General features: G+C 69.3%; 18 protein-coding genes. 5 read left to right on the top strand and 13 right to left on the bottom strand.

Features of this window, described 5'->3' with window-relative positions; all coding sequences use genetic code 11:
* Position 1: 1 nt before the first annotated feature.
* Positions 2-940, bottom strand: coding sequence for an ABC transporter permease (locus HCN51_RS47935; RefSeq protein ID WP_168018697.1), 939 nt, complete (start codon positions 938-940; stop codon positions 2-4).
* A complete protein-coding gene (locus tag HCN51_RS47930; protein ID WP_168018695.1) occupies positions 937-2,583 on the bottom strand; it encodes an ABC transporter substrate-binding protein in 1,647 nt (548 codons plus the stop codon). The genes HCN51_RS47935 and HCN51_RS47930 overlap by 4 nt, the downstream gene beginning before the upstream one ends.
* A gap of 126 nt (positions 2,584-2,709) precedes the next feature.
* Between HCN51_RS47930 and HCN51_RS47925 the strand changes: the two genes are divergently transcribed.
* Positions 2,710-3,555, top strand: a complete 846-nt coding sequence (locus tag HCN51_RS47925; RefSeq protein ID WP_168018693.1) for a M55 family metallopeptidase — start codon at positions 2,710-2,712, stop codon at positions 3,553-3,555.
* A 1-nt stretch (position 3,556) separates the two neighbouring features.
* Here HCN51_RS47925 and HCN51_RS47920 read toward each other — a convergent pair whose 3' ends face one another.
* From HCN51_RS47920 to mdlC, 5 genes are read right to left on the bottom strand one after another with little or no spacing between them, the layout of a single operon-like run.
* Positions 3,557-4,795, bottom strand: a complete 1,239-nt coding sequence (locus HCN51_RS47920) for a serine hydrolase domain-containing protein (RefSeq protein WP_168018691.1) — start codon at positions 4,793-4,795, stop codon at positions 3,557-3,559.
* Between the two features lie 47 nt (positions 4,796-4,842).
* Positions 4,843-6,447, bottom strand: coding sequence for a helix-turn-helix domain-containing protein (locus HCN51_RS47915; RefSeq protein WP_168018689.1), 1,605 nt, complete (start codon positions 6,445-6,447; stop codon positions 4,843-4,845).
* A gap of 9 nt (positions 6,448-6,456) precedes the next feature.
* Entirely contained in the window at positions 6,457-6,831 is a 375-nt protein-coding gene (locus tag HCN51_RS47910) for a RidA family protein (protein ID WP_168018687.1), read from the bottom strand.
* Between the two features lie 8 nt (positions 6,832-6,839).
* The gene (locus HCN51_RS47905; RefSeq protein ID WP_168018681.1) at positions 6,840-8,153 is read right to left on the bottom strand and encodes an NAD(P)/FAD-dependent oxidoreductase; all 1,314 of its coding nucleotides are present in this window, start codon (positions 8,151-8,153) and stop codon (positions 6,840-6,842) included.
* A gap of 16 nt (positions 8,154-8,169) precedes the next feature.
* Positions 8,170-9,714 carry a benzoylformate decarboxylase gene (gene mdlC, locus HCN51_RS47900; RefSeq protein ID WP_168018679.1) on the bottom strand — a complete coding sequence of 515 codons (1,545 nt, stop codon included), beginning with the start codon at positions 9,712-9,714 and terminating at the stop codon, positions 8,170-8,172.
* A gap of 76 nt (positions 9,715-9,790) precedes the next feature.
* Here mdlC and HCN51_RS47895 point away from each other — a divergent pair, with 76 nt between their 5' ends.
* Positions 9,791-10,813, top strand: coding sequence for a Glu/Leu/Phe/Val dehydrogenase family protein (locus HCN51_RS47895; protein WP_168018677.1), 1,023 nt, complete (start codon positions 9,791-9,793; stop codon positions 10,811-10,813).
* Between the two features lie 20 nt (positions 10,814-10,833).
* Here HCN51_RS47895 and HCN51_RS47890 read toward each other — a convergent pair whose 3' ends face one another.
* Positions 10,834-11,634: an IclR family transcriptional regulator domain-containing protein gene (locus tag HCN51_RS47890; protein WP_206068743.1), complete on the bottom strand. Its 801-nt coding sequence runs from the start codon at positions 11,632-11,634 to the stop codon at positions 10,834-10,836.
* A gap of 278 nt (positions 11,635-11,912) precedes the next feature.
* On the opposite strand from HCN51_RS47890, the gene HCN51_RS47885 reads away from it, so the two are divergent.
* Entirely contained in the window at positions 11,913-13,001 is a 1,089-nt protein-coding gene (locus tag HCN51_RS47885; protein WP_168018675.1) for a serine hydrolase domain-containing protein, read from the top strand.
* 240 nt (positions 13,002-13,241) lie between these two features.
* Here the strand turns inward: HCN51_RS47885 and HCN51_RS47880 are convergent, their stop codons facing one another.
* The 5 genes from HCN51_RS47880 to HCN51_RS47860 all read right to left on the bottom strand — a co-directional run bounded on the left by HCN51_RS47880 (position 13,242) and on the right by HCN51_RS47860 (position 18,748).
* Entirely contained in the window at positions 13,242-14,816 is a 1,575-nt protein-coding gene (locus HCN51_RS47880) for an alpha/beta hydrolase (protein ID WP_168018673.1), read from the bottom strand.
* A gap of 239 nt (positions 14,817-15,055) precedes the next feature.
* Positions 15,056-16,252 (bottom strand): ABC transporter permease, encoded by a 1,197-nt coding sequence (locus HCN51_RS47875; protein ID WP_168018671.1) that lies wholly within the window; start codon positions 16,250-16,252, stop codon positions 15,056-15,058.
* Positions 16,249-17,022 carry an ABC transporter ATP-binding protein gene (locus HCN51_RS47870; protein ID WP_168018669.1) on the bottom strand — a complete coding sequence of 258 codons (774 nt, stop codon included), beginning with the start codon at positions 17,020-17,022 and terminating at the stop codon, positions 16,249-16,251. Before HCN51_RS47870 ends, HCN51_RS47875 begins: the two co-directional genes overlap by 4 nt.
* Positions 17,019-17,951, bottom strand: a complete 933-nt coding sequence (locus HCN51_RS47865; protein ID WP_168018667.1) for a peptidoglycan-binding protein — start codon at positions 17,949-17,951, stop codon at positions 17,019-17,021. The genes HCN51_RS47870 and HCN51_RS47865 overlap by 4 nt, the downstream gene beginning before the upstream one ends.
* Before the next feature lie 200 nt (positions 17,952-18,151).
* Complete coding sequence (locus tag HCN51_RS47860; protein ID WP_168018665.1) at positions 18,152-18,748, bottom strand: hypothetical protein; 597 nt, start codon at positions 18,746-18,748, stop codon at positions 18,152-18,154.
* 202 nt (positions 18,749-18,950) lie between these two features.
* Here HCN51_RS47860 and HCN51_RS47855 point away from each other — a divergent pair, with 202 nt between their 5' ends.
* Both HCN51_RS47855 and HCN51_RS47850 read left to right on the top strand, forming a co-directional pair.
* Positions 18,951-19,604, top strand: a complete 654-nt coding sequence (locus HCN51_RS47855) for a response regulator (RefSeq protein ID WP_168018663.1) — start codon at positions 18,951-18,953, stop codon at positions 19,602-19,604.
* Positions 19,604-20,860, top strand: a complete 1,257-nt coding sequence (locus HCN51_RS47850; RefSeq protein ID WP_168018661.1) for a sensor histidine kinase — start codon at positions 19,604-19,606, stop codon at positions 20,858-20,860. Before HCN51_RS47855 ends, HCN51_RS47850 begins: the two co-directional genes overlap by 1 nt.
* Positions 20,861-21,020: the final 160 nt, after the last annotated feature.

Here is a 21,020-nt window from a genome sequence, read left to right as displayed (position 1 = left end):
CTCAGCCCTCCTTCACGGCCGAACGCGGGTCGAGCACGGCCAGCAAGACGTCGACGCAGAGGTTCACGACCAGGGTGAGCCCGCCGTACACCAGGACCAGCGCCTGGACGACCGGGTAGTCCTTCTGCTGGATCGACTGGACGAGGATCGTGCCGAGCCCCGGCCACTGGAACACGTTCTCCACGAGCACGGTCCCGGCGGCCAGGCCGGCCAGCAGCATGCCGCCGAGGGTGAGCGTGGCCGTCACGGCGTTCGGTACGGCATGCCGCAGGTAGATCAGGAGGGCGGGCAGCCGTTTCGCCCTGGCCGTGCGAATGAAGTCGTGGTCCAGCACCGACAAGGTCTCGGCGCGCACGATGCGCGACAGCACCGCCGCTCCCCCGACCGCGAGGGTGAGCACGGGCAGCACGAAGGAGCCGGCGCTCTCGCGCCCCGCCACGGGAAACCAGCCGAGACGTACGGCGAAGACGTACACCAGCACGACCGCGACGATGAAGTCGGGAATCGCGCCGACGACCACGCTGGCGGTGGTGTAGCCCAGGTTCAGGCAGGCTCTCCGCCCGCCGCGGGTCAGCACCGCCATCAGCACGCCGATCGGCACCGCGAGCAGCATCAGCAGCGCGAACGCGGGCAGTGCGATCTGGAGGCTGGCGGGCAGCCGCTGCTGGATGACCTGCGAGACCGGCAGGTTCGAGACGATGGAGGCACCGAGATCGCCGGTCAGCAGGTTACGTACGTAGCTGATGTACTGGACGGGCAGCGGATCGTTCAGCCCGAGGGCCTGCCGTCTGGCCTCGACGACCTCGGGCGAGGCGGTCAAGCCCATCGCCGCGCGGACGGGATCACCGGGGACGACGTGGATCATCAGGAAGGAGGCGCTGACGAGTACCCAGACCGACAGGAGCAGCCGACCGATCCTCCGAGGCAGGAAAGCCGTCATGGGGTCATCCGGACGGACCACGCGAACTGGGTCGTGCTGAACGTGGCGCCCTTGCCGTAGATGGACGACTTGAGTGCGTAGAACGGCACGATGTCGAGGTTCTCGATCAGGGCGGCCTCGGCCTGATTCCAGGTGTCACAGCCCTGCTTGCCCGGCATGGTCGCGGCCTTGGCGGTCAGCGCTTGGTAGGAGGCGTTTTTCACGCTGCCGAAGTTCTGACCGCCCTGCGGGAAGCTCGGGCCGGAGAACGACGGCACGAAGGCGCTGGGGTTGTTGACCATGAGCCCGACCAGGAAGAGGTCCCAGTTGTCGTTGCTGATGGAGTTGTTGGCCCCCGGTCCGTCGACCAATTTCGGCGTCAGCTTCACTCCGATCGCCTTGAGCTGCTGCTGTATCAGCTCGGCCGCCGCCGCGGACTGACTCGGCTTGTTCATGTACATCAGGCCGAAGGAGAGCTGTTTGCCGTCTTTGACGCGGATTCCGTCGGCGCCGGGGACCCAGCCGGCCTCGTCCAGCGCGCTCTGCGCGGCGGAGACGTCGGAGGCGGGAATGTGGCCGGTGATCGTGTCGCCGGGGCAGAAATTGGGGACGGCACCCTGGAAGAGCTGGCGCAACGGCTCTCCCTTTCCCGCGGACAACACCTTGCCGATGTGCGCGAGGTCGAGGGCCTGGACGATCGCGGCACGTACGGCCCGGTCCGCCGTCGGGCGGCCATTCGCCTGGTTGAAGAGGATTTCGGCGGGTGTGACGCTGGTGGCGGTGAACAGTTTCTGCGTGGCCACGCGTTGCTCCTCCGGACCGGTGAGCTCGGCATAATTGAGCTGGCCGGACAGGAGCAGGTTCGCCGCGGTCGTCGGGTTGGCGACGACCCGGGCCGTGACCTTCGACGGGACACCCTTCTGCTCAGCGGTCCAGGTGGCCGGGCCCCAGGCATAGTCGGTGCGCAGTTCGGCGGTGTAGTGGTCCCCCTGCACGACCTCGGAGATCTTGTAGGGGCCGGTTCCCGCCTTCCCGTCGGTACGCAGCCGGGGGTCGTCCATCCCCGCCTTGCAGACGATCGGCACCGAGCCGAGGTCTTCCAGAAGGAAGGGGTCGGGCTTGCCGCTGGTGACGGTGACGACGCGGTTCGTGTCGTCGGCCGTCGCCGTGGTCCCCGGTTGCACGTACTGCCCGAGGAGCGACGACTTGTTGGCGGGCTCACCCAGGTAGGTCATGACGGCGGCCACGTCGCTCGCCGTCAGCGGGGCGCCGTCGGAGCAGGTGATCCCCTCCCGAAGGGTGAAGGTCGCCTTCTTGGTGCCGGACACCGACCAGGTCTGCGCGAGTTGCGGCTGGGCGTTGCCCTGCGCGTCGAGGGAGACCAGGGTGCCGTACAGGAAGGTGTCGAAGGTGCTCGTGACATTGAGCGTCGCCTGATACGGGTCCAGGCTGCCGAGATCGGTGCCGACGGCGTAGGTGAAGGTGGCTCCGCTCACAGGTTTCGCGTTGTCGCCGGATCCACTTGCCCCGCACGCCGAGAGGCTCAGAGCCACGGCCGTGGCCGTCACGGTGACCGCCAAGGAGGATTTCACAGCTGCTCCAGGTGGCTTGTCGTTTCGTTCATGGTGAGGCTTGGCGTCTGGCAGGTGTTCGTCGTCCGGCACAGGCAGAAGTGGCCCGGGTCGTCGCCGGGGCCAAACAAGGTTTCGTGCGCTCGGTCAGAAGGGGCGGACACCGGATTGTGCGGATCGACCAACAACCGCTCATCGGCTGCGCGCTAGCTTCGCCGCATGCGTGTCTACATCTCCATCGACATGGAAGGCGTCGCGGGCATCGCGACCTTCGACCAGACCGTCCGCGGCGGCAGCGGTTATCCCCGCGCCCAGCGCCTGATGACCGCCGAGGCGAACGCCGCTGTCCAGGGTGCCTTCGACGCCGGAGCCGACGAGGTCGTGGTCGAGGACAGCCACGGCACCATGGACAACCTGCTCCAGGACGAGCTGGATCCGCGGGCGCTGCTCGTGACCGGCACGCCGAAGGCGTGCGCCATGGTGCAGGGCCTGGCCGAGGGTGACGCGGTGGCGCTGTTCCTCGGCTATCACGCGGCGTCGGGTGAGCACGGCGTCCTGACCCACAGCTTCTCCGGGAACTTCCTGCAGATCCGGCTCGACGGGCGACCGGTGGGCGAGACCGAGGTGAACGGCCTGTACGCCGCCTCGCTCGGCGTGCCCGTCGGTCTCGTCACAGGGGACGACGCCGTGTGCTCGACGGCTGAGAAGGAGCTCCCGGGCGTGCGGGTCGTGGCGGTCAAGCAGGCCACCGGTTTTCACACGGCCCGCTCGCTGCACCCGCACGCGGCCGCCGCACGCATCCGGGCGGCGGCCCGCGAGGCGGTCTCCTCCAGTGGCGGGCTGAGCTGCCGGCCGGTGCCCGGCACGATGCGAGTCGAGATCGACTTCACCTCTCCCCTGGCCTGCGACTATGCGATGACCGTGCCGGAGTCGCGGCGGGTGGGCGGTCACACCTTGGAACGCGAGGTGGGCAGCGCCCAGGAGCTGCTCCGGCTGATCTCGGCGTGCGGCTACCTGTCCGCGTACGGAGCCCGGGAACTCGCCAAGGTCGGCGCCCGGCGCTGAATCACGCGGCGGGCCAGAAGATGCGCCTCAGCTCCCGGCGGATCTGTCGTGCGCCATCGTCGTAGTTCGACAAGGCGACGAGGGTGAGGCCCTGATCGGGAAAGACGTCCATGAACGCGGAGATGCCCGGCCCGCCGCCTCCGTGCCCGTAGCTCAGCACGCCATGCTCGCTCTCCACCTGGAAGCCATGTGCGTACGGAACGCCGCCGGGACGTCCTGACCCGCTGTCGCTCCGGAGGCCGAGCAGCGCCGCCTTGACGTCAGGGCCGATCAACGTGTCCCGCATCAGGGCGGCGCCGAACCGGGCCAGATCTTCGGCACTGCAGTAGCCGCCGCCCGGTGCTGAGCCCCGCCGTGGCAGGGTGTCCTCGTGCGGCCTCCTGGGCCCGGTGACGGCGCCGTGGGCGGTGAAGTTGGTATATCCGATGGCCTGGCCATCGAGCTCGTGGAAGGCGGGGAAATCACTGGAGCGCATGCCCGCGGGCTCGAAGACGTGCTCGCGGACGTAGTCGGCGTACGAGCACCCGGACCTGGCCTCGATGATCGCGCCCAGCACGACGAAGCCGGAGTTGCTGTACTCGAACCTGGCACCCGGCTCGAACAGCAGCTCATCATCGCGGATGAGGTCCAGATGGTCGTCGATCGTTTCGAGGCGGTGCCGCCCTCCGGCGAAGAACTTCGGGCCGAAGAAGTCGCCCATCCCGCTTGTGTGGGTGAGCAACTGCCGGACGGTGATCCTGGCGGTGATATCGGGACGGAAGCCCGGCAGGTGACGGATGACCTTGTCGTCCAGGCGCACGTCGCCCTGCTCCATCAGCCGCCCGACGCAGGCGGAGGTCATCATCTTGTTCATCGAGCCGACGTTGAACGGGGTGCCGGGCAGGTTGGGACGCCGCCGATCCTGATCGGCCCAGCCGTAAACCTCCTCGAAAAGGATCTCCTCGCCGCGGGAGAGCCGCACCACGCCGGAGAACACATCGGCCTCGGCCAGCGCGAGCAGGTAACCGGTGGCCGCCTGGGCGCGTTCATCGATGCCGCACTGCAGCGGGCGCCACTCGGGGGCTTTCGCCGGTATCAGCTCCAGCGAGTCCGTCAGCTCGTACCAGTTGCGCACCAGCGGGGCGTACAGCAACTCACCCCTGATCTCGAGGGGACCCGTCGCCTTGGTCCGGGCCAGCAGGTCCGGGCCGGCCGCCTCGTCGCGGGCGTTCAGCGCGCGGATCAGTTCTTTCGCGTCCATGGGTCGATGGTGACAGCGGCGACATGCCGCCGCCTCGTGCCGTACGACTAGGGACGGCGCTGCAACGTGGCCAGTTGCACGAGTGCGGCCAGCCGGCTCCTGGGGTCGTCCAGATCCAGGTCGCCTACCTCGCGGATGCGCCGCAGGCGGTAGCGGAAGGTGTTCGGATGCACCCCCGTGACCGCCGCGGCGGCGATGACGTCGCCGAACGCGTCGAGGTATGCCTTGAGCGAAGTGGTCAGATCGGCGCCGTTGGCCTCGTCGTAGGCGAGCAGACGCGCCACCGGGCCGCGCGCCCGCGGGTCCTCACCGGCGAGGACATCGTCCAGTTTGTCCAGCACGGTCTCCAGGAAGACGTCGTCGAAGCAGGCCGCGGCGCCCCTGCCGCCGTCGCGCAGCACGCGCACGGTGCTCTCGGCCTCCGCTCTGGCGCGGTCGAGCAGGGATCTGGTGGGCACTGGTCCGCCGACGCCGATCACGGCCGGGGTCCTGTTGCCCATTCTGGAGACGAAGTCGGACGCGGTGGCGTGGACGCGGCGAAGGGCCCGCTCCTGGGTGCCGCAGCCGGCGACCGAGATCACGGCGTAGACGAAGCCGCCGATCCAGGCGACCGCGGAGCGCGGGTGGATGGCACTGAGGTGCAGGGAGAGCGAGATGGCCAGATGCCGGCTGGCCATCTCGTAATCGGCGCTCTCCACGCCGAGCGGCTGCCCCGTCAGCACGCATAGAGAGCCCTCACGCAGGCCCAGCCGGCTCGCCGCCTCGACCGCGTCCTGGCCGCCGTCGAAAACGGCCTGGAGCAGCTCCGCGTTGAGCCGCCGCTCCAGGTCGAGCGCGCTGCGCTGGCGGAGCAGGTGCAACGCGGCCATGTCGGCGGCGGTGGCCAGCGCTCTCATGCGGTCCTCCGGCCACGGCTCCCTGACCACCGCCCACAGCGAGCCGAGCACCTCCTCCCCCGCCCTGACCGCCACGGCGACCCGCGGCAGCACGCTCTCGTCGGGACCGGGCACATAGATCGGCTCACGGCTGCGGTGGAGCTCCCGGAAGACTCCGGACTCCTCCAGCATTCTGCGTGTGCCCTGCGGCATCCGGCGGCCCAGGACGGTCTCGATCCGCCCGGGGTCGGCCTCGTCCTGCCGCCCGGAGAAGGCCAGCACATGCGAGGCCTCATCCTCCACCGTGATCGGCGCGTCGACCAGCGCGCTGACCGCGTTGGCGAAGGCGAACAGGTCTCCGGCGGAGCTGGTGCCGTGCTGGTCGCCGTCGATGACCAGCCAGCGCTCCAGCAGCGCCTGGAGGAGTACGGCGAGATGGAACCAGGACGCCGAGCGGGTCAACGCGATCAGCGGGACACCCTGATCCCTGGCCCGCTCCCGCAACGCGAGGCTCACGTTGCCCTTGACGACCAGGGCCGCCACCTTGGCCGGCGCGAGCCGGCCGATGACTTCGGCGGTCTGCTTCTCGTCCTGGAGGCCGACGCCGAGCACCAGCTCCCCGGCACACAGTGGCGGCTCATCGTGCGGATCGAAGATCGTGACGCCGGTGACGTCGGTGTCGAGCGCCCCGGCCGGCTCGACGACCTCCAGCAGGGTCGAGCCGAGATCATCGACGAGCCGCTGGAGCCGGATACGCGTCAGGCTTTTGTCCGGCATCGTGCGCCCCTAGTCGCCTTTATAGGCAATTGCGGTTATCTCAATCTTTATGTCCGGATGGGCGAGGCTTGACACGCCGATCGTGGCTCTTGCGGGCGGGGTGTCCGGAAACACCTCGCGCCACACCTGCGTCATGCCGCCGCGATCGGCGATGTCAGGCAGGTATACGGTGACGTGGACGACGGCGCCGAGCTCGCAACCGCACTCCTTTAGGGTTTCCGCCAGTTTGGCGAAGACGACGCGGGCCTGCTCGACGATCGACGCGCCCACGATCGCACCGCTGTCGTCCTCGGGAACGACGGTGCAGAAGACGAGAGAGCCTGCGATCGAAGCCTTGGCGATGGGCAGCGTGTCGAAGGCGGGGGGAAGATGACGCACCGGCATGAGATCTCCTATGGGTTGGCGCCGTCCGGCACGACCAGACGTTCCTTGACGGCGCCCGTCCACGACCCGGTGAGCCGGGGCTTGCTGAAGCGGCCGTACCGGCCCAGGGTGAACGGCCGCAGGACCTCGGCCCGCGTGCCACTCCTCACGTACCTGGCCAGTTCGAACCCGCTCGCCAGCGACAGGGAGACGCCCATCATGGCGTGGCCGGTCGACAGGTACACGTTCTCGTACGGTGACAGCCGATCGATCACCGGCAGTCCGTGCGGCAGCATCGGCCGCAGGCCCACCCACTCCCTGGTGACCTGCCCCGGCCAGTTCTCCACGTACGGCGACGCGCCGGCGATCATCGCGCGGATCCGGCGCCGGTCGATCCTGGAGTTCAGGCCGCTCAACTCCATGGTGCCGACGACCCGGGTCGTGTCCTCGAAAGGCGCGATGCCGGTCTTGGCGTCGGCGATGTCGATGACGCGGGTGGGGCGAGGGTGCAGCTCGACGCAGAAGCTGTACCCCTTGCCCGCCTGCAGCGGCAGTCGCACGCCGAGCAGCCCGGTCAGGAAGGACGACCAGGAGCCGCCGGCGATGACGACGTCGTCGGCCTCCACGATGTCGGCCTGCGTCCGGACCGCGGTGACCGCGCCGTCGCGGACCTTGAAGGCGAGCACTCGCTCGTTCTCCCTGATCGTCCCGCCGTTCGCGACGATCTGCGCGGCCAGCGCGTCACACACCGACTTGGGTTCGACCAGCAGGTCGCCCCGCATGAGCAGGGCACTGCCGGCCTTGCCGGAAAGGACCGGCTCGGCCGAGCGCGCCTCGGCCCCCGACAGGACCTCGTAGTCGGCGTCGATGGAGAGCTCCTTGAGGAACGCGAGCTCGGCGGCGGCCCCCGCGGCACCGTCGGGCTGCCGGAAGACGCGCATGCTCTCCAGAGAGCCGATCGCGAACGGCGCTCGTTCGTACAGCTCGTGGAACATCTCCACGCTGCGCCCGCCGAGCCGGACCAGCCCGGCACGGCCGCGCTCGTAGCTGTCCCGGTCGCAAGAGCGCCAGAAATCCCACATCCACTTCGCGAAACCGAGGCTGGGCTGCGGCTTGAGGTAGACCGGCGACGCCGGCCTGCCGAGCGACCTGAGCGTGTAGCCCACGATGCCCGGCGCGGGCAGGGGAGCCGTCGTACGCGGCACGATCCAGCCGCCGTTCCCGTACGAGCATCCCATGCCGGCGGGTCCCTGGTCGAAGACCGTCACTTCGCAGCCCTCAAGCGTCAGATAGTGCGCCACCGCCAGGCCGATGACGCCGCCGCCGATCACGACTGTATGCATGTGTTCATCACCTCTCTCAAGTCGGGATCACGATCACGCTGGGGGCATCGGCGTCCATCGCGGGTTTCAGCACGTCAGCGAGATGGGGGCCGGCCTCGGCCCGTTCCGCCCGCACGCCGTACCCCTCCGCGATCGAGCAGAAGTCGATTCCGGAAACATCGAGGCCCGGAGGGTGCTGAATGTCCATCAGGTCCGCGAAGCCGCGGAGCGCCCCGTAGGCGTTGTTCTGGAGGATCAAGTAGGTGACGGGGATGTCGTAGCGGGCCGCGGTCCACAGGGCGGGAATGGCGAAGTTCGCGGCTCCGTCCCCGATCACGGCGATGACCTTCCGCTCCGGTTGCGCCAACTGTACGCCCAGCGCGGCAGGCAGGCCGAAGCCCAGCCCGCCCGCCGCCGGGAAGTAGAAGCCGCCCTGGGCCGAGATGTCGATGGTCGTCCAGAAGGCGTCCGCCGTGGACGTCGACTCGGTCACGTAGATGGCCGACTCGGGTGCGACCTGGTTCAGCGTCTCGAACACCCGCTCCGGCCCGCTGCTGAGGACTTGGCGGGGTCGTGGCACGGGGGCGGGCGCCTGCTTCTCCGGGAGGCGCCGGAGCAGGCCGTCGAGCGTGCCTGGCACGTCGCCGACGAAGGCGTCTCCGGACCATGCCCGGGCTGCCTCGCCCGGGTCCGAGGTGATGTGCACGAGCGACGCGCCGTCCGGCAGGAGCGGTCCGGGTTCGTACTGGTGGTAGCGGAAGACCGGCGCGCCCACGACCAGGATCAGGTCGTGCCCGGCCAGCGCGGCGGAGACACCCCGCATCGACGCGGGAAGCACTCCCTGGAAGCGCGGGTGCCTGGTGGGGAACGGGCAGCGATAGGGCGAGGGAGCGATCCAGACCGGCAGCCCAGCCCGGTCCGCCAGCCGCACCGCCAGGGCGTTGGCCTGCGCGGCGTCCACGTCGCCGCCCAGGACCAGAACGGGACGTTCGCTCGTGGACAGGCGCGCCGCGATCTCGTCAAGGTCTCCGGCGGGCAGGCCACCTCCCTGGCGAACCCGTCGCGCCTGCACCTCGGTATCCAGCTCGCGATCCCAGTCGTCGTAGGGAATCGAGACGTAGACGGGGCCGCGGGGGTGGAGCATCGCGCTGTGGACGGCCTGAGCCATGGAACGCGGCACGTCGGCCGGAAGGGCCGGTTCGAGGGCCAGTTTGACCAGCGGCTGCGGCAGCGTCGTGGCGGCCACGTTGCTCAGCATCGCCTCCCCGCCCATGTGTTCGCGGACCTGCTGGCCGGAGGTGATCACCAGTGGGCTGTGTGCGTACCATGCGTTGGTCAGCGCACCCATCGCGTTGCCGGTGCCGGCGGCAGAGTGCAGGTTGACCAGCGCCGGACCGCCGGATGCCTGCGCGTACCCGTCGGCTATGCCCACCACCACCGCCTCGTTCAACCCCATCACGTACGAGAAGTCATTCGGCAGGTTTCCGATGAAGGGCAGTTCGTTCGATCCCGGGTTGCCGAAGACGGTCGTCAACCCGCTGGCGCGAAGGATGTTGAAGGTGGACGAAAGAACGGTCCGCATCGGTTGACACCCTTCCGTTCTTTCCTGAATGTTGAGACCAAGGTACCGATATTCAGGACTCAAGGGAAGAGAGTGCATGTCCATCACGTCAAGCCCTGGCTTCGACCAGCACGAATCCCTCGCCTTTCACCACGACCCGGAGACGGGCCTGCGCGCATTTGTGGCCATCCACCGCAAACGGGACGGCCGCGGCTGCGGAGGCATCCGCTATCGCCCTTACTCCAGCGAGCAGGCCGCCATCGACGACGTGCTGCGCCTGTCGGCGGCGATGACGCGCAAGGCGGTGCTCGCGGGAGTCGCCGCCGGCGGCGCCAAGTCGTGCGTGCTCGCCGACCCCTCGCGTCCCAAGACGCCCGCGTTGCTGCAGGCCATGGGCCAGGTGGTGCACTCCTACGGCGGAGCGTACGTGTGCGCGCCTGACGTGGGCATCGGCACCGAGGACCTGGCGGTGATCCGGAGTGTGACCCCCCATGTGGTGGCCGTGGACCATCCGGCCGCCCCGTACACCGCCCGCGGCACGTTCCGTGGCATCGAGGCGGTCGCGGAGTGGAAGCTGGGCCGTGACCGGCTCGAAGGGGTGCGCGTAGCCATCCAGGGCGCCGGGAACGTCGGCGCCCAGCTGGCGCGCCTGCTCGTGGCGGCCGGCGCCATCGTCACGATTGCCGACACCGACACCGCCAAGGCCGACGCGCTGGCGTCAGAGCTGGGCGCCAGGTCGATCGATCCGACGGCGCTCCTCGATGCGGAGGCCGACATCCTGGCGCCGTGCGCCCTCGGCGGAGTGCTCACACGAGCCTCCGTCGAGCGGCTGAGAGTGCGTGCGGTGGCGGGCGCCGCCAACAACCAGCTCGCCGACCCGGACGCCGGGCGGGCACTGGCGAGCCGCGGCATCGCCTTCGCGCCCGACTTCGTGATCAGCGCGGGCGGTCTCATCGCGGGCGAGCACGAGCTCGACGGCTTCGACGAGAGCGCCGTCCACGAGCACATCGACCGGATTCGTACGACCGTCCTCCACGTGCTGGAACGAGCCGCGACGCAGTCCATCACCGAGACCGAGGCGGCCGAGCGCATGGTCGCCGAGCGCATGGGCACCCGGTGACGAAGCCCGCACGCGCGTGATCAGATGGTGGCGACCTCCAGCCTGGCGACCTGGGCACCGAGCTCACGAGCCGCCCGCATGACGACTTCGGCGGTCGCCACCGCCTGAGCGTCGGTGACACGGTGCGACAGCGCGGCGATGCTCACGGCGGCGACCAGCCCGCCGTCGGCGCCGAACACGGGCGCGGCCACACCGAGCACGTCGGGGTCCAGCTCGCCTCGCGAGATGACGTATCCCTGGTCCCGGATCTGCGGCAGCCGGTCACGTAGCCGTTCCGGATCGGTGTTCGTCGCATCGGTGAACCTGACGAGCGGCTGCCGGAGCACCTCTTCGACGACTTCGACGGGGGCCCAGGCCAGCAGTGCGAGCGCGGCGGCGCCCGCGTTGATCGGCAGGACCTGACCGCGCTCGTACGACAACCGCAGCGTCTGACCGGCTTCCTCCCGCTCCAGGCAGACCACCGAGGCACCCGCACGACGGGTCAGCAGGGCGGGGAAGCCAGTCTCGCGCACCAGCTCGCGCATGACCGGCCGGGCCAGGTCGGACAGGCCGATGCCCTTACGGGCGAGCCGCGCCAGGTCGAGAATGCGAGGGCCGAGCCGGAAGCCCGATCCGCCCTCGTTCTCCTCCAGGAATCCGGTGGACGTCAGGCTCTGCAGGTAGCGGTAGGCCGTCGAACGAGCGACGTTGAGATGCTCGGCCACGCGGTTCGCCGAAAGGACGGTGACGTCGTCGCCGAACATCAACAGGATGTCCAGCGCCCGGTCGGCCGTGGAGTTACGGCTGCGGTACGCGGAGGCCTGCGAGTCTGTTCCTGGCACGCGGAAATGGTACTGGACGGCTTCGCGGGTGGTGCCGGCCCTCGATGCGCCGACTGGCGTAGTCCTCCGCGTGCTCGGCCGCCTCTTTCAGCCGCCACTTTCAGTCGCCGAGCACGATGCCTTGCGGACTCCCCGCCACCGGTAACACCGGGGAAACACCGCCCTTGTTAGGACTTGTGGCTCGACAGCGGAGTATTCGCTCCCCGACGATCCCTGGAAGAGGAAATTTCATGATTTTGCGTCGAGCGACGCTCACTGGCGCGGCCTCCCTGGCGAGCATGGTGCTGGTCTTGAGCCCGGCCCCGGCCGCCACCGCCTCGGCAGTTGACGCTCCCGTCAAGGTAGGGGACGTGCAGAAGGCGATGGAGACCCTTGCCAAGACGCCCGGCGTCGTGGGCGCCATCGGCGGCGCGTACGTGGACGGCAAGCTCGCCGGCCGGGGCACCGCCGGGTCCCGGCTGCTCAACGGCAAGGGCGGTGCCATTCCGGCGGACTCCCGGTTCCGCATCGGCTCGCAGTCCAAGACGATGGTGGCCACCGTACTCCTCCAACTCGTCGAGGAGGGCCGGCTCGGCCTTGATGACAAGCTCGCCGATCTGCTGCCCGAGGTGGCCGCCGACGGGCTGGTGGAACGGGCCGCTGACATCACCGTCCAGCAGCTGGTCCAGCACACCTCTGGCATCCCTGACTGGTTCCACGAGAGCGGCTCGACTGCCCCGGCGTTCGACGTCTTCGACTTCACCACCTATTACCGGCCTCTTGACCTTGTGAAGATGACGCGGGGCCGGCCGCGAACCGGCGAGCCGGGCGAGACGTACAGCTACTCCAACACCAATTACACCCTCATTGGCATGATCATCGAGAAGGTGACGGGGCACGGCCTGGGCGCCGAGCTCGACCGGCGTATCTTCCGCCCGCTCGGCATGACGGCGACCTACCATGTCGCCAAGCCGCCGGAGGGCATCAAGGGCCCGCACGGGCACGGCTACTACCCTGATTCCACCGGCACTCTGCGCGACGTGCACCGGCTGAACGCAAGCTGGGGCAACGGCGCCGGCGGCGTCATCTCGACCACGCGAGACGTCAGCGCCTTCCGGCGGGCTCTCGATCAGGGCAAGCTGCTGCCGCCGGCGCTGCGGGAGGTCCTGACGGGTGGGAGCGCACAGCAGAGTAAGGGCCTGTGCGGGGGAAAGCTGCAAGGACAGATGCTCGGTGGTTCGGCGCCCGGCTTCACCACACTGACCTTTGCCTCCACCGACGGCCGGCAGCAGTTCGCCGTTTCCGTCACCCGGAGCACGGCCGGCGACGACGCCATCGTCCCCGTGCTGATCAAAACCGTCGAAGCCGTTTACTGTCCGGTGGCCTGACGTCCGGCTCCGGCCTGGCAGGCGCAGCACCGACGCCACCTCGCCGGCCGCTTCCAAGGGGCGGGCATCGATCGCCAGGTGATCCGGTGGCGTGGTCGGCACCTTCCCGGTTGCGCGTTCGCTCGACATCGAGGCGTGCCCGCAACAGCCACGCGGGGCTGATACGGGCACGCCGGACGGCAGGGCACTGCCGGGAGTGCCTGGTTCGGCCTTCCCGGCAGTGGGTGAGGGGCGGTGATGTCAGTTGGAGTACTCAGCGAGAGGACTCGGCTTCGTGCCCTCGCCCGGCACCTCGATGGCCGGGCAACTCGTGCCCGCATCGGGGGTCTTGAGGTCGATGAGGAAGTCGTCGATCGCGTCGTTGATGCAGGTGCTGGGCCCGAAGGCGACGGTAGAGGGGTAGATGGTGTGCCCGAAGCCTTCGTAGGTCACCAGGGTGGCTCCGCTCTGCTCGGCGGAGTTCTTGGACCACTGGTAGACGCTCATGGGGTCGTTGAGGTTGCCGATCATGACCAGCGGCAGATCGTCCTTCACCTGGATGGGCTTCTGGGGGTTGGTGGTCCTGCCTTCCCAACCCACGCAGTCCAGCGCGCCGTCGGTGGCGTTGGGGTTCCACTCGACGTTGGGGTAGCGCTGGGACAGACGGGCGATGGTGCTCTTGAGCTCGGCGTAGTCCTTGATCTCGAAGGTCCAGTCCTCGCACCACATCGCCTGCCGCGGATAGGTCCTCGTCTCGGGCACCTCAGGCGGCTCCGGCGTCGAGGTGGGCGAGGGCGTAGGGGTGGTCCCTATGCCGTCGTACACGGGCTTGAGGACCGTTGCCAGCTCCTTCCAGCCCTCCGGGAAGCTGACGGCCTGGGCCCGGCTGCTCAACCAGCCGAAGTCGAGCACCTCACCGGTGGCGGGGTTCACCAGTGTCCCGTCCTTGGCGTGTTCGCGCAGCTCGCCGTAGACCTTTCTGGTGTCCAGGCCGTACAGGGCGCAGTCGGGGGTCTTGTCGCACCAGTCCGCCCACTGGTTGAAGTTGTTCTCCATGGCGGCGGTCTGGCCGTCCAGGAAGTCCCAGGCGGATTGCAGGCTGCGGTCCACGTTGCCGTCGGCGACCAGGGCCCGTACGTGCTGGGGGTACTTCTCGGCGTACTGCTGGATCATCTCGGTGCCGTAGGAGTACCCCACCTGGGTGATCTTGTCCTCGCCCAGGGCGCGCCTGATGGCGTCGATGTCCTGGATGACGTGCAGGTTGTCGACGTGGTCGTACAGCGGGCCGGTACGTTCGCGGCAGTCCTCGCTGAGCTCCTTGTTGATCTGTCGCAGGGCCTCGAAGTCGGCCTCGCTACGGCTGGCATACCTCTTGGCCTCATCCGCCTTCTGGATCAGTTCCGTGGAACACGTGACGGGGGTGCTGGTGTTGACGCCGCGCGGGTCGAAGCCGACCACGTCGAAGCGTTCGCTGATGGCGGGGGTGAACAGGTTCTCCTTCCGCTTGACCTCGTCCACCGCGGACACTCCGGGACCGCCCGGGTCCATGAGGATGGAGCCGATCCGGGCGCCGGTGGCCTTGCGGCGGGCCAGGCCGATCTCGATCGTCTTCCCTTTGGGCTTGGACCAGTCGAGGGGCACCTTGAGGGTCGCGCACTCGACGCCCGAGGCGTCCTCGCAGGCTTGCCAGTCGATGGCGGCCTTCGGTGACGTGGCCTGGGCCTGGGCGGCCGTGCACGCCGAGGTCGTCAGCATGAACGCGGCGGCCAGCAAAGCGGCCAGGCGTTCGGTACGAGGTCTGGCAGGTGAATGATCTTCGCGGCTGCGGAGCCTCATCAGGCTTCCCTTCGTCGTTCGATCGGGGTTCGGAAAGCGGGGCGGCATCACGCGCGGATTGCGGTCTGGCCCGCCGGGCATTTACGGATGCCGAACCGATGGGTCACAGGTATACGGGGGTGACAGTTTCGGGATGGTTTCATCCACGGTGCGGCCGGCGAGATGAAGTACCTGGTAGCGGGCATGCCGATACCTGGCGCCGCGGTCCTCGTCCCACTGCGCCAGGAAGCGGTCAGGGCTCAGACGCTTCTGAGGGCCTCCGTGGGTTGCATACGAGCGGCGCGCAGCGCCGGGAGCAGTCCCGCGAGAGCGCCTATGGCGACGGCGGCGCTGAGCCCGCCGCCCCAGGCGAGCGGGGGCACCACGGTGGCCCACCCCTTGACGTGGGCGTAGACGGTCGTGGCCGCCGCTCCGATCGCGACTCCGGCGACGCCGCCCAGCGCGGCGAGCAGGATCGCCTCGGCCAGGAACTGCAACCGGATATGTCCCTTGGTGGCCCCGAGCGCGCGCCTGAGCCCGATCTCCGACCGTCGTTCGAGAACGGAGATGACCATGGTGTTCGCCACACCGATCCCGCCTACCAGCAGCGCGACCGCGCCGAGACCGAGGAACAGGCCGTCGAGTGCCGACTGTGCCGCGGCGCGGGCCACCAGCGCGGCGGAGGGCCGGCTGACGCTGACCTCGCCCGGGTTCTGCGGGTTGGCCGTGGCGGCGAGCACTTGCTGCACCTGGCTCACCTGCTCGGTCTGGGCACGCACGTACACCGTGGAGGGATGGCCGTCGAAGTCGAGATACCGCCGCGCGGCCGGGTAACCGACCAGCACCGAGGCGTCGATCTCGGGCGTCAGGGTGGCGGGCTGGAGGATGCCGGCCAGGTAGAACCATCGCCCGCCGACCCAGATGCGGGTGTCCGGGTGGATGCGGGCGATGCCCAGGCGGGCGGCGGCGTCCGAGCCGAGCACGGCGACCGGCTGCTCGGCGGTGGCGGCGTTGAGGTACCGGCCTTGGGCGACGGCTGTGCGTACGGCCGCCAGCAGGTTCAGGCTGGCGGCGTAGACGGTGATCGAGTTGGTGTTGACGCTGGGGATGTGGGGGCTACGGTAAGCGTTGGCCTCGATCTTGCCGGTGTGCTCCACGGAGTCGACCGGGCCGATCCTCGCGATCATCGTGGGAGCGTCCAGAGGAAGCTCGGCGTCGGCGCCGATCATGGTCTGGCCGGGGGTGACGGTCAGCAGATTGGTGCCGAGCTTGTCGATCTCGGCCAGCAGGCCGGCCCGTGACGAGGCCGACAGTCCGAGTACGGCTACCATCGCGGCGACACCGATGGCGATGCCCAGGGCGGACAGCGTGACGCGCACGCGACGGGTGCGCAGGCCCACGCTCGCGACGCGGGCCAGGTCCGCCGGATGCAGCCGCCCAGTGGCCGTAGTCGTCATCGGCGGTTCCTTGCGGCGCCGGTCTCCGTGCCGGCTTCCGTGCCGGCTTCCGTGTCAGCGACGATGCGGCCGTCGAGGACCTCGATGCGGCGAGGCAGGCGTGCGGCCAGCTCCCGATCGTGGGTGATCATGATGATGGTGGCGCCGTCGAGGTTGAGCTCCCGCAACAACGCGAAAATCGCGTTGCCGGAGGCGCTGTCGAGATTGCCGGTGGGCTCATCGGCCAGCACGATGTCCGGGTCGCCGACCAGGGCACGCGCGATCGCCACGCGCTGCCGTTCCCCACCCGACAGCTTCGGCGGCCGGTGGTGGAGGCGATGCCCGAGCCCGACCCTTTCCAAGGCCCTTGCGGCGGCCGGCAGGCGGGTCCGATGGCGGGCACCCGAGTACAACATCCCGTCGGCCACGTTCTCCAGCGCGGTGGCCTGCTGGGCCAGGAAGAACTGCTGGAAGACGAACCCGATCCGCACGGCCCGCAGCCGGGCCAGCGCGCGGTCCGGCATGCGGGCCACGTCCTGCCCCACGATGCGAACGATCCCGGAGGTGGGCCGGTCCAGGGTGCCCATCACATGCAGCAGGGTCGACTTTCCGGAGCCGGACGGGCCCACGATGGCCACCAGCTCGCCCCTCCGTACGGTGAAGGTGGCCTCGGCGAGCGCCACGACCGGAGTGGCACCAGGGTAGATCTTCGTCACGTGTTCGAGCCGCAGCACCGGCTCGCCGACCTCTTGGTCCCCCAGCGACCGGCGATCCGGCCCGACGCCGGTCATGTGCCCGGGACCACGATGTCCTGGCCGGCCGCCAGACCGTCACCGCTCACCTCGACCTTGCCGGCGCTGTCGTCGAACAGCCCGGTCTTCACCGGGATCAGCTCATGCCGGTCGGTTGCCTCCACGACCTCGACCGCGTAGCCGCCGCCGGCCAGCGCCAGCAGCGCGTTGACCGGCACCGAGAGCACGTCCCGTACCGTGTCGGTCACGATGGAGACCTGCACCGGCGCCTGGTCGAGCCGTCCTGTCGCCTGCGGCTTGAGCGGCCTGATCCGGACGTCCACGGTGGTGCCGCTGTCGGCCTTGACGGCCACCTTGCCCACCGAGGAGACCACGCCGGCGGTCGTCTTGCCGTTGGGCAGTGTGATGGTCACCTTGTCCCCGGCAGCGACCTGCGACTGACGGCTGGCGTTCAACGCGACGGTGACCTCGCGGGCCGTGGACGAGGCCCGCAGCACCACGGAACCGGCCGCGGCCATGCCGCCGGGCACCGCGACGACCTCGGTGATGCGAATGCGCCCTGCCGGCACGAACACCGCCTGGCCCAGTGCCAGGCTGCCGGTCTCCGCCAGCCCGACCGCGTCCTGCAGCTCTTTGACGGCGTAGTAGGTCTGTCTGCCGAAGTGGTCGGAGCCAGGGTCGATCTGGTTGTCGGTGGCATATCCGAGCTTCACCAGCGCGGTGTTCAGCTGCCGCACGTCGGCGCCCTGCGAGCCCCAGGACAGGCTACGGTAGACGGGCACGTCGCCGCGCAGCAGCACCACCGGCTTGCCATCCACCCGGTAGAGCACCTTGCCCTGGCCGATGGTCTGCCCCACCGAGGGCAGCCCGGTGATGGTGCCGCCGGCCTTGTTGACCACCTGGTAATCGCCGGCGTAGCCGAGCGTGCCGTTCTCCATCGTCCTGGCCGACAAGGTGCCTCTGGTCACCTGGGCCAGTGCGGTGGCGGCTGCGGTCCGGACGGAAGAGTACGGCGTCCCAGCGGCGAACGGGCCGGAGAGCACGAGCCACACACCGCAGGCGATCGCCGCCCCGCCTGCGAGGACCGCCACCAGCGGACCCGACCGGCTTCGGTGGGGGCGCGGCACGTGCGCGTCCGCGTGGCCGGCGTCCCGCTGCGCGGCGGCACTCACGGCGTGTCACCCCCCTTCATCTGCCCCTTCTTCGGCATGTTCTGCGGCTGATACTGCTTGCACGTCTGCTCGGCCTTCTTGAACGGCTCGGAGGCGGGATCCACGGTGCCGTTCTGCGGGAAGATGAATCCGCCGTTGTCGTCGGGATCAGGGAAGCTCGGCACCCCGTTGTCGCGCATGCACTTCGCGTACTTGAGCTTGTCCGAGATCGGCCAGGAGTCGTCGGGCGCGGGCTGTTTGGCGGGAGCCGACGGCTGGTACTGCTTGCAGCTTTTCTCGGCCGTCTTGAACTGCGGGGAGTCGACCAGTTCCGGCGAGAGGGCAGGCCCCTTGCCAGGCTGGGGATCGGGAAAGTCCGGCATGCCGTTGGCACGCATGCACGCGGCGAACGCCAACGGGTCTCCTGTGGAGGCGCCCGCTGCCGGAGACGCCGTGGTGCCTGCCTTGGGCGCCACGGAGGCGACGGTCCTGGCCGGAGCCTCGCCACCGCCGCAGGCCGCCGCCAGAGCGAGACAGGCCAACAATGCGGCCGTCGCGCTCCCCCGCAGCACGCGGTCCTTTCGACGGATGCCGGCATCGACGACGCTTCGCATGGCGCTCTCCATGAGGTCCTGAGGAGGTACCCGCGCCAGCGGTCCGCAGAGGCCACGCGTGCACGGTGAGGTGTGCATGGTTGTAATCGATCGATGGTTTCGGCATGGTTTCGTGGGCCGTGGCCTGCGGACGAAACGCCACCGAAACCGGCCTCGGGCGATGCTTGCCAGGGTGACGTTTCTCGATCGGAGGGAGTAGCGAGTGCGTGTGCTCGTGGTGGAGGACGACGAGGTGACCGCGCAGACGGTGGCCACGGGGCTGCGCAGGGCCCGGATGGCCGTGGACGTGGCGCTCGACGGTCCCGGCGGGCTGGAGCGTGCCCTGCTCAACGACTACGACGTCATCGTGCTCGACCGCGACCTGCCGGGCATGCATGGAGACGAGGTGTGCGCACAGCTCCTCGCCGCCGGCTGCCGCAGCCGGGTCCTGATGCTGACCGCCGCGGCCACGCTGGAGGACCTGGTCGACGGGCTCGGGCTGGGCGCCGACGACTATCTCACCAAGCCCTTCGACTTCCCCGCGCTGGTGGCGCGGATCGGCGCGTTGGCCCGCCGCGTCCATCCCGCGCTTCCCCCGGTGCTGCGTCACGGTGATCTCACACTTGACGCAGCGCGACGCCGGGTGAGCAGGGCGGGCCGGCCGCTCGATCTGGCGCCGAAGGAATTCGGCGTGCTGGAGCTGCTCCTGGCCGCCGAAGGGCGAGTGGTCTCCGCCGAGGAACTCCTCGAACGAGTCTGGGACGAAAGCGCCGACCCCTTCACGAACGCCGTCAAGATCACCATCAGCAGACTGAGGGCCAAGCTCGGCGATCCACCGATCATCGAGACCGTGGCCAGGCAGGGCTACCGCATCTGATGGCCTCCCTGTCGGCGCTCACGCGGCTCGCCGGCCGGCTGGCCCGTCCCCACCTTCCCCGCCGTACCGTCCGGCTGCGGCTGACGCTCCTGTACGGCGGCCTGTTCCTGATCTCCGGAACCGTCCTGCTCGCCATCACGTACGCACTGGTGCGCAACGCACTCACCGGCCGCATGGCCAAGAGCTTCATCCCCGCGCCCCACCACACCCCCGTGCCCTCCCCCGGGATGCCACCCCCCGGCCAGTCCCGCACCGTGCAGTTGCTCCCGGCCGAGCTGCAACAGGCACTCCAGCGCCAAACGGCCGCGATGCTGGACCAGCTCCTGATCAACTCCGCGATCGCGCTCGCCCTCATGGCGGTGATCTCGGTCGTGCTCGGCTGGATCATCGCCGGGCGGATCCTGAGCAGGCTCCGTACGATCATCGCCGCCACCGAGGAGATCTCGGCGACGGACCTGCACCGGCGCCTGGCCCTCGACGGACCCGCCGACGAGCTCAAGGCTCTCGGCGACACCATCGACGCTCTGCTGACCCGGCTGGAGGCGTCCTTCCAGGCGCAGCGTCAGTTCGTCGCCAACGCCTCCCACGAGCTCCGCACCCCGCTGACCCGCCAGCGGGCACTCGGCCAGGTCGTCCTGTCCGACCCCACGGCCACCGTGCAGTCGCTGCGAGAGGCGCACGAGCAGATCCTCGCCGCCGGAGCGCACCAGGAACGCCTCATCGAGGCACTGCTCACCCTGACCCGCGGACACGCGGGACTCGACGTCCGCCACCCCTTCGACCTGGCCCAACTGACCGAGGAAGTCGTCCACAGCCGCAGCGCCGAAGCCGGCCGGCGCGGCGTGACGATCCACGCGTCCTACGACGTCGCTCCCGTGTCAGGACACCGTCCTCTCGCTGAACGCCTGATCGCCAACCTGGTGGACAACGCGCTGTGTTACAACACCTCGCCTGGCTGGGTGCGAGTGGAGACCGGCACCGTGCAGGGCCATGCCGTGTTCACGATCAGCAACCCGGGGCCCGTGGTCGCTCAGGACACCGTGGAACGGCTCTTCCAGACTTTCCAACGCCACGGCACCGCCCGCGCCACCCGCCCGGACGGCCTGGGGCTCGGCCTGTCCATCGTCCAAGCGATCGCAACGGCCCACGACGCCACCATCACCGCCAGCCCGCGAACGGAGGGTGGGCTCACCGTCACCGTCACCTTCCCCTCACGACCTGTACCGCGCCCGCCCGCTCGACGTCACCGTCGCTGACCGTCTCGAACGCTCCGAAGACATCACAGGTCCCGAACCGTAGCGGCTCGGGACCTGTGTGGGGTGTCGGCGAGATCACCCGGTGGACCGACCCTCCGGAAGCCCGGAGTGCCCTTCACGACCGGATCGCACCACTCAGCCGGCCGGGGCGGACGTGGCA

The sequence above is a fragment of the Nonomuraea composti genome, assembly GCF_012034275.1.
GTDB classification, from domain to species: Bacteria; Actinomycetota; Actinomycetes; order Streptosporangiales; family Streptosporangiaceae; genus Nonomuraea; species Nonomuraea composti.
This window is presented reverse-complemented; position numbering and strand designations above follow the sequence as displayed.